Here is a 14,790-nt window from a genome sequence, read left to right as displayed (position 1 = left end):
CATGGCCTCTCTGAGACGCCGTCAAATCTCTGTCGGCCAGGAAGGTACCCAATGGATACTGGTTACTTCAACGATCCTTGAGTTTCCTTCGGAAACCATGCCCACGGTCCCGGCGTGTTCGTAACGCGTACTGCCACCCGTCACACAGGCGCCATGAGGCCTTCCCTGGCATTCGGTGCTCTTGGAACACTCAGCCCACGCAGATCCCACCGTCTCGCACCATCGTCAGGACAAGAGGTCTCCTGCCCATGTCTGAAGTGAATCGGCGTCGTTTCCTCCAACTCGCAGGCGGCACCGCGGCATTCACCGCGCTGTCGGACAGCATCGCCAGGGCCGCGGCCATCCCCGCCGGGTATCAGCGCGGCACCATCGAGGACGTCGAGCACATCGTCGTCCTCATGCAGGAGAACCGGTCCTTCGACCATTACTTCGGCTCCCTCAGAGGCGTCCGCGGCTTCGGCGACCCGCGCCCGGTCACGCTGGAGAACGGTAAGCCGGTGTGGCACCAGTCGGACGGCACGAAGGAGGTGCTGCCCTTCCACCCGGAGGCCGACGACCTCGGCATGCAGTTCCTGGAAGGCCTGCCACACAGCTGGCCCGACGGGCAGGCCGCCTACAACGGGGGCAAGTACGACAAGTGGGTTCCCGCGAAGGGCACCACGACCATGGCGTACCTGACCCGTGAGGACATCCCCTTCCACTACGCGCTCGCCGACACCTTCACGGTCTGCGACGCGTACTACTGCTCGTTCATCGGCTCCACCGACCCGAACCGCTACTACATGTGGACGGGTCACACCGGCAACGACGGCCAGGGCGGCGGACCCGTCATGGGCAACGACGAGCTCGGCTACGACTGGACGACCTACCCCGAGCGCCTCGAGAAGGCCGGGATCTCCTGGAAGATCTACCAGGACATCGGCGACGGCCTTGACGCCGCCGGCTCCTGGGGCTGGATCCAGGACGCCTACCGCGGCAACTACGGTGACAACTCGCTGCTGTACTTCAACAAGTACCGCAACGCCAAGCCCGGCGACCCCTGGTACGACAAGGCCCGCACCGGCACCGACGTCAAGAACGGCGACGGCTACTTCGACGTGCTGAAGGCCGACGTCAAGGCGGGCAAGCTGCCGCAGATCTCGTGGATCGCCGCCCCCGAGGCCTTCTCCGAGCACTCCAACTGGCCCACGAACTACGGTGCCTGGTACATCGCGCAGGCCCTGGACGCGCTCACCTCCAACCCCGAGGTCTGGTCGAAGACCGCGCTGTTCATCACGTACGACGAGAACGACGGCTTCTTCGACCACGTTGTACCGCCGCTTCCGCCGCGGTCCGCCGCGCAGGGCAAGTCCACGGTCGACGTCACCCTGGACCTCTACCCGGGGGCCGCGAACCGCGTCGCCGGCCCGTACGGCCTCGGCCCGCGTGTGCCGATGCTGGTCGTCTCGCCCTGGAGCAAGGGCGGTTACGTCTGCTCCGAGACCCTCGACCACACCTCGATCCTCCAGTTCATGGAGCGCCGCTTCGGGGTGCGCGAGCCGAACATCTCGCCGTGGCGGCGCACCGTCTGCGGCGACCTCACCTCCGCCTTCGACTTCTCCCGCAAGGACAGCAGGCCGGCCGCCCTGCCGGACACCGACGACTACGAACCGGCCGACCGCGAGCGCCACCCCGACTACAAGCCGACGGTCCCCGCCGACCCCAGCATGCCGAAGCAGGAGCGCGGTCTGCGCCCGGCCCGCCCCCTGAAGTACGCGCCGAGGGTGGACGGTTCCGCTGACCCGGCGGCCGGGACCTTCACGCTGACCTTCGCCTCCGGCAAGAAGGCGGGCGCCTCCTTCCACGTCACCTCCGGCAACCGCACCGACGGCCCGTGGACGTACACCACCGAGGCGGGCAAGAGCGTGTCGGACACCTGGAACTCCGCGTACTCGAACGGCTCGTACGACCTCACGGTGCACGGGCCGAACGGCTTCCTGCGCACGTTCAAGGGCCCCGGCAAGGCGGCCGGATCGGAGGTCACCGCGCGGCATGCCGGGGACGACGTGGAGCTGACCTTCACGAACGAGGGCTCCGGCACGGTGACGTTCAAGCTCGGCAACCGCTATGGCGGGCGGCCCAGGACGTTCAGGGTGCGGCCGGGCGCGACCGTGCGGCACACCGTGGATCTGCGGGCGAGCAGGCGCTGGTACGACCTGACCGTCGTCGCGTCCGGCACGGACAGCTCGTTCCTGCGGCGCTTCGCCGGACATGTCGAGAACGGGCGGCCAGGTGTGAGTGACCCGGCGCTCGGCGCGGACAGCGGAACCTGATCGGGAATCTGATCGGGAAGGACGCCGGCCGTACGTCGGTCAGAGCGGCGTGAGGTGTCCCGGCGTGGTCTGCCGGGGCACCAACGCCGGTTCGTACGCCGCCGATTCGGGTTTCAGCGCCAGCACCGCGGCGACCGGGTGCTGCTCCTCGGGCTCCGGAACCGAACGGGGCGAGCGGGACAGCGTCACCACGCCCCGGGCCGCGACCGCCGCCCCCGCGAGCGCGAGCAGCAGACCCGCCGCCCCGCCCTGCAGGCCCTCGCCGAGGAGTGAGAGCCCGATGACCGCGGCGGCCACCGGGTTGGCCAGCGTCACCACCGCGAGGGGTGCGCCGAGGCCGCCGCGGTAGGCGGTCTGCGCCAGCAGGAGCCCGCCCGCCGCGAAGGCCGCGACCAGCAGGGCCACCACGATCACCTGCGCGCTGAGCAGCGAACCCGAGCGGTCGGTCGCGGCCACCGTCACGGTCTGCGTGAGCGCGGAGGCGACACCCGAGGCGAAGCCGGACGCGGTCGCGTGCCGCAGCCCGGGGTGGGCGCCCGGCCGGGACAGTGCGCCGATCACGACCGCGGTCACGCCCGCGACGGCGAGGGCCTCCGGCACGCTCAGTACGTCGTCGGGCGCAGGCCCGGACGCCGTGACGAGCAGCGCGGCGAGCCCGGCCAGTGTGAGCGCCGTACCGCGCCACTCGACGGCACTGACCCGCCGCCCCGCCACCCGCGCGCCCAGTGGCACCGCGGCGACCAGCGTGAGCGCGCCGAGCGGCTGGACCAGGGTGAGCGGTCCGTATTTGAGGGCGGCCACATGCAGCAGCGCGGCGGACGCGTTGAGCGCGACCGACCCCCACCAGGCGCCGCTGCCGAGAAGGCGCAGCACACCGGAGTCGGAGGTCCGGGAGGCCAGCCGCTCCTGGGCCACGGCTGCCGCGGCGTAAGCGACGGACGAGAAGAGGGACAGGACCACGGCGAGGACGGTGGCGTTCATCGGACGGCTCCCACGAGTTCCGGTGCCTTCGCCGATGTCACGGGCTTCGAGGGTCCGTTCGCGGTCGTCGTCCGGTGCGGCAGACGGACCACCGCGAGTACGCCGCCCAGCAGCGCCGCCGCCACGCCCGCGTCGAGCCAGTAGTGGTTGGCCGTACCGACGATCACCAGCAGGGTGAGCAGCGGATGCAGCAGCCACAGCCAGCGCCAGCGCGACCTGGTGGCGACGATCAGGCCGATCGCCACCATCAGCGCCCATCCGAAGTGCAGCGAGGGCATCGCCGCGAACTGGTTCGACAGCGAGTCCGCCTCCGGCGAGGCCCCGTACACCGTCGGCCCGTACATCTGCCCGGTGTCCACGAGGCCCGCCATGCCGAGCATCCGCGGCGGGGCGAGCGGGAACGTGAGGTGTACCACCAGGGCGGCGGCGGTGATCGCGGCGAGGGCGCGGCGGGCCCAGACGTAGTGCTTGGGGCGGCGCAGATACAGCCAGACCAGGAAGGCCGCGGTGGCGGGGAAGTGCACGGTCGCGTAATAGGTGTTGGCGAGGTGTACGAGGCCGTCGCCGTGCAGCAGTGCGGACTGTACGGCGCCCTCGCCGGGCAGGTGCAGGGCCCGCTCCAGGTCCCAGACGCGGTCCGCGTTCCGGAAGGCCTCGTCGGTGTGGCCCGTCACCAGCAGCCGGCCGAGCTTGTAGACGAGGAAGAGTCCCGCGACGAGCAGGAGCTCACGGAAGAGGGGCGGCCGCTGTGTCGCGGTGACCCCGTCTCTTGCAGGCTTGGTTCGCGCTGCCATCCCCGGCCCCTTTGCTGTCCCATGGCTCATCGATACGCCACTGTACCGATACGACTTAGTATCGATACGCCACTGTACCGAAACGATTTTGTTTCGGTACAGTGGCGTATCGATAGACGTACGACACACTGGAAGCAGGCCACGGAAGCAAGTACCGGGCCCCGGCCACGAGCGAGGAGACGAGCCCATGACGCCGCAGGCAGCGCACGAACCGGAGACGGTCGTCGCAGCGCGCCGCTCCAAGCTCACGCCCGAGCGTGAGCGGGAGTTCTTCGATGCCGCGATCGAGCAGATCCGCGAGTGCGGCTATGACGCGCTGAGCATGGAGGGCATCGCCGCCAGCACCAGGTGCAGCAAGTCCACGCTCTACCGGCAGTGGAAGACGAAGCCCCAGTTCGTGGCGGCGGCGCTGCGCGCCAACCACTGTCCGCGGCTCGCGGGCATCGACACCGGCTCCCTCGCCGGCGATCTGCGCGCCGCGGCACGGGCCGCGGGCGAGCGTTCCGACGAGGACAGCAAGCTGGTGCAGGCTCTCGGGCACGCGGTCATGCAGGACGAGGAACTGCAGTGCGCACTGCGCGACGCGCTCATCGAACCCGAACGCGCGGCACTCAAGGAGATGCTCCAACGCGCGGTCGACCGCGGCGAGATCGCCGCCGACCATCCGGCCCTGGAGTTCGTGCCCGCGCAGCTGCTCGGCATGATCCGGGTCCGCCCGGTCCTGGAGGGGCGGTACGCGGACGCCGACTATCTCGTCCGTTACGTGGACGCCGCCCTGATCCCCGCCCTCGGACTGCCGGAGGTCACCTGAGACTCAGGCCGTCGGTTCCGTGGGACGACACCGGACGACGGCCTGATCGCGCCGCACCGTGGGGACGGGGGCGGCGCGCACCCCCGGCCGGGTGGGTGTCTCCAGAGCGGAGAGGCACCCCACCCGGCCGGATCCATGTCAGACCCGCTCTCCGCTGCCGCCACCGCCCGCGGCCTCCTTGATGCCCTTGGTGATCTCGTCGATCACGGACAGCTTCGGGGCCTTCTCGTTCTCGTCGAAGCCGAAGCGGACGATCACGAGCATCTTCGGGTTGGCGGGGGAGGGGAAGGCGAGTGACTCCACATAGCCGTCGTCGCCCTTGCTGGTGACGACCTTCCAGCGGACCGCGTAGCCCTTCTCGCCCGCCACGGTCACCGCCTTGGAGGCGAGTTCGTCATGCGAGGTGATCTTGCCGTAGGTCGCGCCGCCGTACGATTCCTGGGCGTTCTTGGAGATGTCCTCCTTCGCCGCCGCCTCGGCGGTGGTCGCCTTGATCTCCAGGGCCGCGGCCGGCGCTGAGTTGGCTCCGCCGCGCACGCACTGCTGAGACGTGTCACCGGGACAGGGGTACGGCTCTGTCGACACCGAGGCGCCACCGACCTGCCCCGACGTGCCGGTCCAGCCGTCGGGCACGGGAATGCTGATGCCGCTCAGCACGTCGGTGGCGTAACCCTCCTCGGTCTGCGGTCGTTCGGGCTGCCCCGGAGCCCCGCTCTCACCGTCGTCCGGCCCGCCCTGACCACCGCCGTCCTGCCCCTGAGGGCCGGGAGAGGTGGGTGCCGGGCGGGCGTTGCTCTGATCGCCGCCGCCCGAACCGTCGCCCGCGGTCAGCGCGTACACCCCGCCGCCTATGCCCGCGAGGACCACCACCGCCGCGGCGATCGCGATGCCCATCCGCAGGCCGCGGCGCGGAGAACCGGACGGCGGGCCCGGATACGCCCCGGCGGACGGCGCACCCGGGTACTTCCCGGCGTACGCCGCGTACGCCGGCGGCCCCCATCCGGCCGCCGCGTCGGCGGGACGGGTCTGTTCCGTCCACGCCTCTCCGTCCCACCAACGCTGTGTGGCGGGGCCGTCACTTGTCTGCCCGGGGTCGGGGTACCAGCCGGGAGGAGTCGCGTGGGTCATGGGGACACCGTATGCGGCTCGTGTGAAAGCGGGATGAGAGGACCCGGCCAACAGTCCAATGTATTCGGGTCGACTGCCCGGGCATCCCTCCGACTCCCGCGTGCAGCCCGCCTGTTGACGCTCGACGACATTCGCCGGACCTGGTCGGCGGCCCGTTCCGTCGCCTCTCGTCCACGACCGTCACCCGTGACGGCAACAGGTGGTCCGACCAGGCGCCAGGACGGCCCGGGGAGGACCAGGCTCGTGGCCTGTACGTCATTTGGGCGACCTGGGGAGGTAGCGGGATGACGGAGTCTCCCCTCCGGGAGCGCGACGCGGAGCTGTCCGCGATCGCGGAGGCCGTCGACGACCTGTGCGCCGGTTCGGCCGCGGGCGGCGTGCTGGTGTTCAGCGGCGAGGCCGGCATCGGAAAGACCGCGCTGCTCGCCGAGGCCCGCCGGATGGCGTTGGACCGCCACTGCACGGTGTGGTCGGCGCGCGGCGGCGAGACCCTCACCTCCGTCCCCTTCAATGTCGTACGGCAGTTGCTGCAGCCCGCGCTCGTCTCGCTCATGCCGGACGAGGCGCGCGAGTACTTCGGCGACTGGTACGACATCGCCGGACCCGCCCTCGGCATAGCCGAAGCGGGCGAGCGCCGGCCCGATCCGCAGTACGTGTGCGACGGACTGGTCGCGGCGGTGCGCAGGCTCGCCCGGCGTGAGTGGCCGCTGGTGCTGCTCGTGGACGACGCGCACTGGGCCGACGAGGAGACCCTGCACTGGCTGGCCGCGTTCACCGACCGCCTCGACGACCTGCCCGTCCTCGTCGTGGTCGCCCGCCGCCCCACAGGAGTCACCGGCGAGAGCGCCCGCCATCTCGACGCGATCGGCTCCAAGGTCGACCGGACCGCCACCCTGCGCGCGCTGACACCGGACGCCACGGCCGCACTGACCCGCGCCACGCTCGGCGAGCACGCCGACACCCCGTTCTGCCGCGAGGTGTGGGCGGTCACCGGCGGCAACCCGTACGAGACCGTGGAACTCCTCGCCAAAGTCCAGGACAGCGACCTCCAACCGGTCGAGAGCTCGGCCACCGAACTACGCGGACTCAACCAGTCGGCGCGCGGCCGAGGCCTGGTCGACCGCCTCGAAGGCCTCGGCGTCGACGCCACCCGCTTCGCCTGGGCCGCCGCGATCCTCGGCACCCGGATCTCCCTCGACCTCGCGGCCGAACTCGCCGGGATGCCGTTGGAGGACGCGGAGCGCTGCGCGGAGCTGCTGGGCGCGGCCCGTATCCTCACCGGCGCCGACCGGGCGACCGGCGAAGTGGCCGACGGCGAACTGGAGTTCGTGCATCCGCTGATCGCCGGCGCCGTCTACCGTTCGATCCCGGACGGCCTGCGCACCGCGATGCACGGCGTGGCCGCCTCGGTGGTCACCGCCTCGGGCCTCGGTGCCGCGGCGGCCTCCCGCCATCTCCTGGAAGTGCACCCGGACGACGACCCCGAACTCGTCGAGCAGATGCGCGAAGCCGCCCGCGAGCACCTCGCCGTAGGCGCCCCGGAGGCGGCCCGCCGCTGCCTGGAGCGCGCCCTGCTCGAACCCCCGCTGCCCGAGGTCCACGCGCGCGTGCTCTACGAGTTGGGCTGCGCCACCCTCCTCACCTCACCGGCCACCACGATCCAGCACCTGCGCGAAGCGCTCACCCTGCACGGCCTCGATCGCGAACTGCGCGTGGACGCCGTCTGCCGTCTCGCCCAGGCGCTCGTCCACAACGACCAGTTGGAAGAGGCCGTCCGCACCATCGGCGAGGAGGTCACCCGGCAGAAGCCGGGCCCCGACCGGATGCGGCTGCAGGCCGTGCACTACATGTGGGAGGGCCTCCACGCCGGCGAACAGGACGCGCCCGGCCGCTCCCGCCGCCTCGCCGAACTCGTCAAGCCGCTCACCGGCCGCGACAACTCCGAGCGCGCCCTGCTCATCCTGCGTGCCTTCGACGCCACGACCCGCGGGGAGAACGCCGAGGAGGTCGTCGAACTGTGCGACCGCGCCCTCGTCAACGGCCGCCTCGCGCCCGGACTCGGCTGGACCGACACCGAGTGGACCTTCGAACTCCTGATGATGCTCGGCGTCTCGTACACGTTCGCGGATCGCCTCGACCGCGCAGAGAGTCTCTTCACCGACGCCCGGCGGTCGTACGAGATCGCCGGCTGGAGCGGCGGCCATCTCGCCCTCGCGCACGCCTACGGCGGCTATGTGCACCGCAGACGGGGCCGCCTGAGGGACGCGGAGGACTTCCTGCGCGAGTCGCTGCGGCTCGTCGACCGTGTGGGCCGACGCCTGCCCATGCACTGGTCCGTGGTCTGCATGCTCATCGACACGCTGCTCGCCCGCGGCCACGTCGACGAGGCCGAGGAGATCGCCGAGCGGTACGCCTTCGAGCCGCCCCACCCCTCCACGAACGTCACTCCCGACACCCACTCCATCCGCGGCCGCCTCCTGATCGCCACCGGGCGCCTCGAGGAAGGCGTGAACGAGCTGGAGGTCGCCGAGAAGATGGCCGCCTCCCGAGGCGGTCACAACACCGTGATGGCACCCTGGGCCGGCGAACTCGCCCGGGCACTCGCCGCCTCGGACCCCAGGCGCGCCGCGGAGATTACCACCGACCTCCGCGCCCAGGCCGAGCGCTTCGGCACCGACACAGCCATAGGAGAGGCCCTCCGCTGCGCCGCCGCCCTGGAAACCGGCCCCCGCGCGGTCGCCCTCCACGCCCGCGCGGCCACCTACCTGGAAGCGTCCCCCTCCTCCTACGAACACGCCCTGGCCCGCGTCGACTATGGCATCGCGTCCCGCTCCGTCACCGAACTCGACCGCGGCCTGACACTGGCCCGGTCCTGCGGCGCGGACGGCTTGGTGACGAGGGCACGGGAGGCGCTGGAGAGGCTGCGCTGACCGTTTTGTCGGCCCGGCCGGGGGGAGCCCGGCCGGGGGGAGCCCGGCCGGGCCGAGTGGGGCCGGTGCCGGATTCTGTGCGGCCGGTCCCGCATCATCCGGTCAACAAGCCACTCAGCGGCCGAAGTTGAACCAGTTGACGTTCACGAACTCCTGGGACTGGCCGCTGGTGAAGGTGAGGTAGACGTCGTGGGTGCCCGTGACGCCGCTGATGTTCGCCGGGATCGTGCGCCAGGACTGCCAGCCGCCCGTGTTGCCGACGGCGAAGCTGCCGATGGGAGTGCTCGTACGGCTGTCGAGGCGGACCTCGACCAGGCCGCTGACGCCCGATGGGGCACCGCTGGCGACGCGGGCCTGGAACTGGGTGGCCGTCGTGGAGCCGAAGGTGACGCCCCGGTAGAGCGCCCAGTCGCCGTTGGCGAGAGCGCCGATGTTCTGGCCGCCGCCCGAGTCGGAGGTGGACTCGGTGCTCACGCCGCTCTGGCTGTCGTACGACTCGGCCTGGATGGCGCTGTACGCGTCACGGTTGCCCGACGGCGGGGGCGTGGTACCGCTCCCACTGGCCGACAGCACCTGGACGTAGTCGACGACCATGGGGTGGCCGGGCTGTGTGTCGTTGTCCAGGCCGCCGCCGAACGCGGCCGGGAAGGCGCCGCCCATCGCCACGTTCAGGATGATGAAGAAGCCGTGGTCGGTGGCGTTGGCCCACGTCGTCGCGTCCACCTGGTTCGCCGTGACCGTGTGGAAGTTGGTGCCGTCGACGTAGAAGCGGATCGCCTCCGGGCTCACCGAGCGGTCCCACTCCATGGAGTAGGTGTGGAAGCCCGACTGGCATGTGGTGTTGGGGCACGTCGTGTTGCCGGCGAGGCCGGTGGTCTCGTTACAGGGGCCGCCCGGGTTGGTGCCGCAGTGCATCGTGGCCCACACGCGGTTGAGGCCCTGGACGTTCTCCATGATGTCCAGCTCGCCGACGGCCGGCCAGTTCTGGTAGTTGCCGCGGTAGGGCGCGCCCAGCATCCAGAACGCGGGCCAGTAGCCCTCGGCGGCGGTGCCGGTGACGTTCGGCATCTGGAGGCGGGCCTCGACGCGGAGCTTGCCGCCCGCCGGGGGCTCGAAGTCGGTGCGGTTGGTCTCGATGCGGCCCGAGGTCCAGTTGCCGGAGGCGTCGCGGCGGGGCGTGATGCGGAGGTTGCCGTTGCCGTCGAGTGAGACGTTGTTGGTGCTGTTCGTCATCGTCTCGACCTCGCCGGTGCCCCAGTTGGCGGGGCCGCCCGGGTAGCCGGTGCCGGTCGCGTACTGCCAGTTGGAGGTGTTGACGCCGGTGCCCGCGGCGCCGTTGAAGTCGTCGACGAAGACCTGGGTCCAGCCGGTGGGCGGCGGGGGTGCGGTCGCCTGCGCGGCCGAGGCTCCGGCCGCGGCCAGGCTCAGCGCGCTGACGAGGGCGAGAAGTGTGCGCCGGAGAGGGCCGCGTCTCGCGGTTCCGGGGGCTGTCGCTCTGAGGGTTGTCCTCATGAATACCTCTTTGTGTACGGAGTGAGGTGCGCGGGTGGTGGTGAGAGCGCCCTGGGGAAGGCCGTTCTTGAGAGCGCTCTCAACAAGAGGTGCGGGGTCAATGTGCTCCCGGTCACGCGAGCCGTCAAGAGGTGAAGCGGTGAAAGTTCCTTGTGGGAGGGCGAGTTCAGGTTCTGAAGAAGTCCTCGTTCGCTGAGGGCGGTGGCGTCGCCGGTCTCGTAGGGGAACCTGTTCTGTTACGCGTCGGACACGCGTCCCGTGCCGGGCGCGGGGCCGGGCAGAGTACGGGCATGGGGAGACGCGGGGGAGTTGTGGGATGTGTTGCGGACGGCTGTTTGGTTCTGAATGTTCTCCTGCTCCTCTTCGTCGGCTATGTGGTGACGTCGATCTGGCTGAAGGACCGTCAGGCCGAGGAACAGGCCGAGGACGAGGTGACCGCCGCCGTGCAACAGATGCGTCGGCGGCTCTCGCACGAGGCTGAGGACGGTTCGCTGCTGGGTACGGAGATCCAGCGGGCTGTCGAGGACAAACGCCCGGTCCGGGGTCGAAGTGAGGTCCGGCGGGACGGCCGGCGAGTGACCGTGACGGTGTACTACACGGGGTTCGTGGGCGGTTGGCTCGGCCCCTCCGGTGACGACTCCGGCTGTTACCGCTTCGCAGTGGTCCCTGCCGCCGCTCTGCCGCCCGTCTCTGTGAGGGAACTGCCGGAGGAGGAGTGCGGGTTCCGTACGGAGCCCCTCCGTCGTCGCCCGCCGGCGGACGTCGCCGAGGACGTCACCGCCGAGCTGCGGGCGGCGGTGGCCGAGGGCGGGCCGGAGGCTGCCGCGGAAGACGACGTCTGGTGGACCGACGGCGTCCGTATCGAGACCACCGAGATCAGGGACGGGGAACTCACCGCTCTGGCCTGGTTGTACGGGGAAGTCGGCAGCAGGGGCAGGTCCTGTTACGAGTTCCGCGCAAGCGACAAGCCAGTCACCGTCACGGCCAAGAAGCTGAACGAGGACGAGTGTTATCGCATCGAGCCGAAGGTGGGCCGCCAGGGGTGAAGCGCCGCGGTGTGCACAGGTCTGCCTGCGGTTCGCGCATCCAGTTGTGACCTTGAGGCAGGGCAGGATGCGGTGTACTGGACGCAATAGAGCGCCCTCAACTACCGCTTTTGTTCGGGTAGTTGAGGGCGCGGGTTCGTACCGGACGGGGGAGGCCGGTACGGGGGCAGCGTTACTGCCCGTGCGCCTCTCAGTGTCCGCTCGGGGCGGGGGAACTCATCCGCCTCACCCCACCCCGTCCTCCTCCGCCAGCACCCCCTGCGCCACCGCGAACGCCGAGTTGGCCGCCGGCACCCCGCAGTACACAGCCGTCTGCAAGAGCACCGCGCCGATCTCCTCGGGCGAGAGCCCGTTGCGGCGCGCGGCGCGGACATGCATCGCCAGTTCGTCATAGTGCCCGTGGGCGACCAGCGCGGTCAGCGTGATCAGGCTGCGCTCGCGGCGTGACAGCGTGTCGTCCGTCCAGATCTCCCCCCACGCGTAACGCGAGATGAAGTCCTGGAAGCGGGCCGTGAACGGAGACTGCCGGGCCTGCGCGCGATCCACGTGCGCGTCGCCGAGCACCTGCCGACGTACCTCCATGCCCCGCTTCGCGCCACCGTCGAAGTGCCCGCGCAGAGCGGTGAGTACGGCCTCCGGCCGCTCGGCGGGGGCCAGGTGCGAGGCGCCCGGGAGCTCGGTGAGCGCGGCACCGGGCACGGCGTCGGCGATCTCCCGCAGATGCGCGGGCGGAGTCGCCGGGTCCTCGCGGCCTGCGACGAGCAGAGTCGGCGCACTGATCCGCGGCAGTCGGTCACGGATGTCGAAGGCCGCGAGTGCGTCACAGCAGGCGGCGTACGCCTCCGGGGCCGCCGTACGGTGGTCTTCGATGAGCTCCGGAACGGTGAAACCTGGCGTGAACCAACGGGAGTTGGCGTTCGCCGCAAGCTCGCCAAGACCCTCCGCGCGGACGAGTGCGGCCCGCTCCTCCCACGGCTTGGACCCGTTGAAGTGGGCCGAGGAGCAGATCACGGCGAGGCGATCGATCCGCTCCGGGTGGTACGCCGCGAGCTGCAGCCCCACGGCGCCGCCGAGCGAGACCCCCGCGTACGAGAAGCGGTCGATGCCGAGTGAGTCCGCGAGGGAGAGGACCAGTGAGGCCAGGTCGGCGACGGTCGCGCCGGGGCCGATCAGGTCTGCGGGGGAGCGGCCGTGGCCGGGCAGGTCCCAGCGTATGACCCGGTGGGTTATGGAGAGTTCGGGTGCGACCTTGTCCCACAGGGCCGTCGACGTGCCGAGGGACGGGCCGAGGAGCAGTGGGGGAGCGGTGGTGGGTCCCTCGGCGCGGTGGTGCAGTTGCTTACCGGTCGGGGTCGGCTGGGTGGTCAACGTCGCTCCAGGGCACGGTCGGTGAGGGCTCCCGCGGAGCCGGTGTACTGGGTCGGGTCCGTGAGGACTGCCAGGTCGAGTTTCTTCAACTCGGGCTCCTCGGCGAGGAGTTCGGCGAGCGGACGGTTCTCCGCGGTGGCCCGCTCGGCGGCCCGGGTGAGCAGCTCCTTCGCTCGGGCGCGCCCGAGCACCGGCGCGAGTTCGGCGGACAGCCGCTCGGAGACGATCAGGCCATGCGTGAGGTCCAGGTGGGCGCGCATCACGTCCGCGTGCACCTGGAGGCCTTCGGTCAGTTCGGCCGCGTCCCGCGCCGCGCCGCCAACCAGGCGGAGCAGCTCGCGCAGGGGCTCCCACTCGGCATGCCAGGCACCGGCGGGGCGTTCGTCCTCGGCGGCCAGCGAGCCGTACAGCGTCGCGGCGAGCTGCGGCGCACGCCGGGCCGCGGCGGCGATCAGCGTCGCGCGCACGGGGTTCGCCTTGTGCGGCATCGCGGAGGAACCGCCGCCGGAGCCCTCGCTCAGCTCGCGGATCTCCGTACGGCTGAGCGTGAGCACGTCCGCCGCCGTCTTGCCGAGGGCGCCCGCCGTGAACGCCAGCGCCCCCGCGAGATCGGCGACCGGAGTGCGCAGTGTATGCCAGGGCAACACCGTTGCGGCGAGGCCGACTTCACGCGCGTACGCCTCGACCAGCGCGCCGGTGTCAGCAGCCCCGTACGCGGTGAAGGCCGCCAACGTGCCTGCCGCGCCCCCGAGTTGAGCCGGGAGCAGGTCACGTACGACCTGGAGGCGATCCCGCGCGTCCAGCACCAGGGACCGCCACCCCGCCGCCTTGAGACCGAAGGTCGTCGGCACCGCGTGCTGCGTCAGCGTCCGCCCCGGCATGGCCGTGTCCCGGTGCTCCCGAGCGTGCCGGGCCAGCGCACGCTCCGTACGGGCCAGGTCCGCCAGGACGAGGTCAAGGGTCCGCGCGGCCACCAGCATCGTGGCCGTGTCCATGATGTCCTGGCTGGTCGCGCCCCGGTGGACGTACGGGGCGTACTCCTCGTCCACCGCGCCGACCGCCGCGGTCAGATCCGCGACCAGCGGGATCACCGGATTGCCGCCGCCCCCCGCGCGCAGCGCGAGGTCATGGACGTCGAAGCGCGCCGCATCGGCCGCCGAGTCCACCGCCGCTGCGGTCTCCGAAGGCGCGAGGCCGAGCGAGGCCTGCGCACGCGTGAGCGCCGCCTCCGCGTCCAGCAGCGCCTGGAGATAGGCGGTGTCGCCGGTCGCGGACGCGGCCGGGGAGCCTGCCCACCCGGGGGCGAGCAGGCCGTCGGTGTCGCCGAGGGTCACGGGAACTCCAGGAAGACCGTTTCGCCTTCGCCCTGGAGGCGGATGTCGAAACGGTACGTACGCCGCTCACCGGGCTGTGCGACCAGCGTGGCCCGGCGCCCGTCCGGCAGCGAGTCGAGCAACGGGTCGGCGCCGTCGGCCAGATAGGCCCGCGTGTACAGGTGGTGCAGCAGACCGCGCGCGAACACGCACACGCTGATGTACGGCAGCCCGGCGTTGCCCGGCGGCAGCGTATACAGCGCGTAGTGCCCGTCGGCGTCCGTGGCGACCCGCCCGAAACCGGTGAAGTCGGTGCCGTTGCGGCCGAGATAGCCGCCGGTCACCGGGTTGCGGCGCAACGAACCCGGCGCGCCCTTGAGGGAGCCGTCCGGAGCCGCCTGCCAGAACTCCAGGATGGCGTCCGGGATCGGCTTGCCCTCGCCGTCCAGGACGTACCCGTGCAGCGTGATCTGGTCGGGGTGCCCCTTCGGCGCGACCTGCTCGCCCTCGGGGAAGGGCAGCGCGTATCCGTAGAAGGGGCCGACGGTGTGGGAGGGGGTGGGGAGGACTTGTCCCGTGGTGTTCTCGGTCATGC

General features: G+C 71.1%; 11 protein-coding genes. 4 read left to right on the top strand and 7 right to left on the bottom strand.

The genetic code is table 11. The features are described 5' to 3' along the window. Positions 1-248: 248 nt before the first annotated feature. Positions 249-2,312, top strand: a complete 2,064-nt coding sequence (locus IEZ21_RS27795) for a phosphocholine-specific phospholipase C (protein ID WP_189324624.1) — start codon at positions 249-251, stop codon at positions 2,310-2,312. 39 nt (positions 2,313-2,351) lie between these two features. On the opposite strand, the gene IEZ21_RS27790 is transcribed toward IEZ21_RS27795, so the two are convergent. Continuing rightward, positions 2,352-3,293 (bottom strand): DMT family transporter, encoded by a 942-nt coding sequence (locus tag IEZ21_RS27790; RefSeq protein ID WP_189324623.1) that lies wholly within the window; start codon positions 3,291-3,293, stop codon positions 2,352-2,354. Beyond that, the gene (locus IEZ21_RS27785; RefSeq protein ID WP_189324622.1) at positions 3,290-4,087 is read right to left on the bottom strand and encodes a phosphatase PAP2 family protein; all 798 of its coding nucleotides are present in this window, start codon (positions 4,085-4,087) and stop codon (positions 3,290-3,292) included. The genes IEZ21_RS27790 and IEZ21_RS27785 overlap by 4 nt, the downstream gene beginning before the upstream one ends. 187 nt (positions 4,088-4,274) lie before the next feature. On the opposite strand from IEZ21_RS27785, the gene IEZ21_RS27780 reads away from it, so the two are divergent. Beyond that, positions 4,275-4,898: a TetR/AcrR family transcriptional regulator gene (locus tag IEZ21_RS27780; protein WP_189324621.1), complete on the top strand. Its 624-nt coding sequence runs from the start codon at positions 4,275-4,277 to the stop codon at positions 4,896-4,898. Between the two features lie 138 nt (positions 4,899-5,036). Here IEZ21_RS27780 and IEZ21_RS27775 read toward each other — a convergent pair whose 3' ends face one another. After that, positions 5,037-6,026, bottom strand: a complete 990-nt coding sequence (locus IEZ21_RS27775) for a DUF2510 domain-containing protein (protein ID WP_189324620.1) — start codon at positions 6,024-6,026, stop codon at positions 5,037-5,039. Between the two features lie 284 nt (positions 6,027-6,310). Between IEZ21_RS27775 and IEZ21_RS27770 the strand changes: the two genes are divergently transcribed. Continuing rightward, entirely contained in the window at positions 6,311-8,956 is a 2,646-nt protein-coding gene (locus IEZ21_RS27770; protein WP_189324619.1) for an ATP-binding protein, read from the top strand. Positions 8,957-9,070: 114 nt separating this feature from the next. On the opposite strand, the gene IEZ21_RS27765 is transcribed toward IEZ21_RS27770, so the two are convergent. After that, a complete protein-coding gene (locus IEZ21_RS27765; RefSeq protein ID WP_189324618.1) occupies positions 9,071-10,468 on the bottom strand; it encodes a glycoside hydrolase family 16 protein in 1,398 nt (465 codons plus the stop codon). Between the two features lie 335 nt (positions 10,469-10,803). Between IEZ21_RS27765 and IEZ21_RS27760 the strand changes: the two genes are divergently transcribed. After that, positions 10,804-11,514: a hypothetical protein gene (locus IEZ21_RS27760; protein WP_189324617.1), complete on the top strand. Its 711-nt coding sequence runs from the start codon at positions 10,804-10,806 to the stop codon at positions 11,512-11,514. A gap of 225 nt (positions 11,515-11,739) precedes the next feature. Here the strand turns inward: IEZ21_RS27760 and pcaDC are convergent, their stop codons facing one another. Genes pcaDC through pcaG form a run of 3 tightly spaced genes read right to left on the bottom strand, consistent with a single transcriptional unit; the run spans position 11,740 to position 14,788 of the window. Then, a complete protein-coding gene (gene pcaDC / locus IEZ21_RS27755; protein WP_189324616.1) occupies positions 11,740-12,882 on the bottom strand; it encodes a bifunctional 3-oxoadipate enol-lactonase/4-carboxymuconolactone decarboxylase PcaDC in 1,143 nt (380 codons plus the stop codon). Further along, positions 12,879-14,216: a 3-carboxy-cis,cis-muconate cycloisomerase gene (pcaB, locus tag IEZ21_RS27750; protein WP_189324615.1), complete on the bottom strand. Its 1,338-nt coding sequence runs from the start codon at positions 14,214-14,216 to the stop codon at positions 12,879-12,881. The genes pcaDC and pcaB overlap by 4 nt, the downstream gene beginning before the upstream one ends. After that, on the bottom strand, positions 14,213-14,788 hold the full coding sequence (gene pcaG, locus IEZ21_RS27745; RefSeq protein ID WP_189324614.1) for a protocatechuate 3,4-dioxygenase subunit alpha: 576 nt from the start codon (positions 14,786-14,788) through the stop codon (positions 14,213-14,215). The genes pcaB and pcaG overlap by 4 nt, the downstream gene beginning before the upstream one ends. Between the last annotated feature and the right edge of the window lie 2 nt (positions 14,789-14,790).

Origin of the sequence: Streptomyces flaveus (assembly GCF_014647675.1) — a bacterium.
Lineage (GTDB): Bacteria > Actinomycetota > Actinomycetes > Streptomycetales > Streptomycetaceae > Streptomyces > Streptomyces flaveus.
This window is presented reverse-complemented; position numbering and strand designations above follow the sequence as displayed.

What these genes read in the sequence shown, in the direction of transcription:
- IEZ21_RS27795 (WP_189324624.1), top strand. Translation starts at nt 249, where the DNA reads ATGTCTGAAGTGAATCGGCGTCGTTTCCTCCAACTCGCAGGCGGCACC.
- IEZ21_RS27790 (WP_189324623.1), bottom strand. Translation starts at nt 3,293, where the DNA reads ATGAACGCCACCGTCCTCGCCGTGGTCCTGTCCCTCTTCTCGTCCGTC.
- IEZ21_RS27785 (WP_189324622.1), bottom strand. Translation starts at nt 4,087, where the DNA reads ATGGCAGCGCGAACCAAGCCTGCAAGAGACGGGGTCACCGCGACACAG.
- IEZ21_RS27780 (WP_189324621.1), top strand. Translation starts at nt 4,275, where the DNA reads ATGACGCCGCAGGCAGCGCACGAACCGGAGACGGTCGTCGCAGCGCGC.
- IEZ21_RS27775 (WP_189324620.1), bottom strand. Translation starts at nt 6,026, where the DNA reads ATGACCCACGCGACTCCTCCCGGCTGGTACCCCGACCCCGGGCAGACA.
- IEZ21_RS27770 (WP_189324619.1), top strand. Translation starts at nt 6,311, where the DNA reads ATGACGGAGTCTCCCCTCCGGGAGCGCGACGCGGAGCTGTCCGCGATC.
- IEZ21_RS27765 (WP_189324618.1), bottom strand. Translation starts at nt 10,468, where the DNA reads ATGAGGACAACCCTCAGAGCGACAGCCCCCGGAACCGCGAGACGCGGC.
- pcaG (WP_189324614.1), bottom strand. Translation starts at nt 14,788, where the DNA reads ATGACCGAGAACACCACGGGACAAGTCCTCCCCACCCCCTCCCACACC.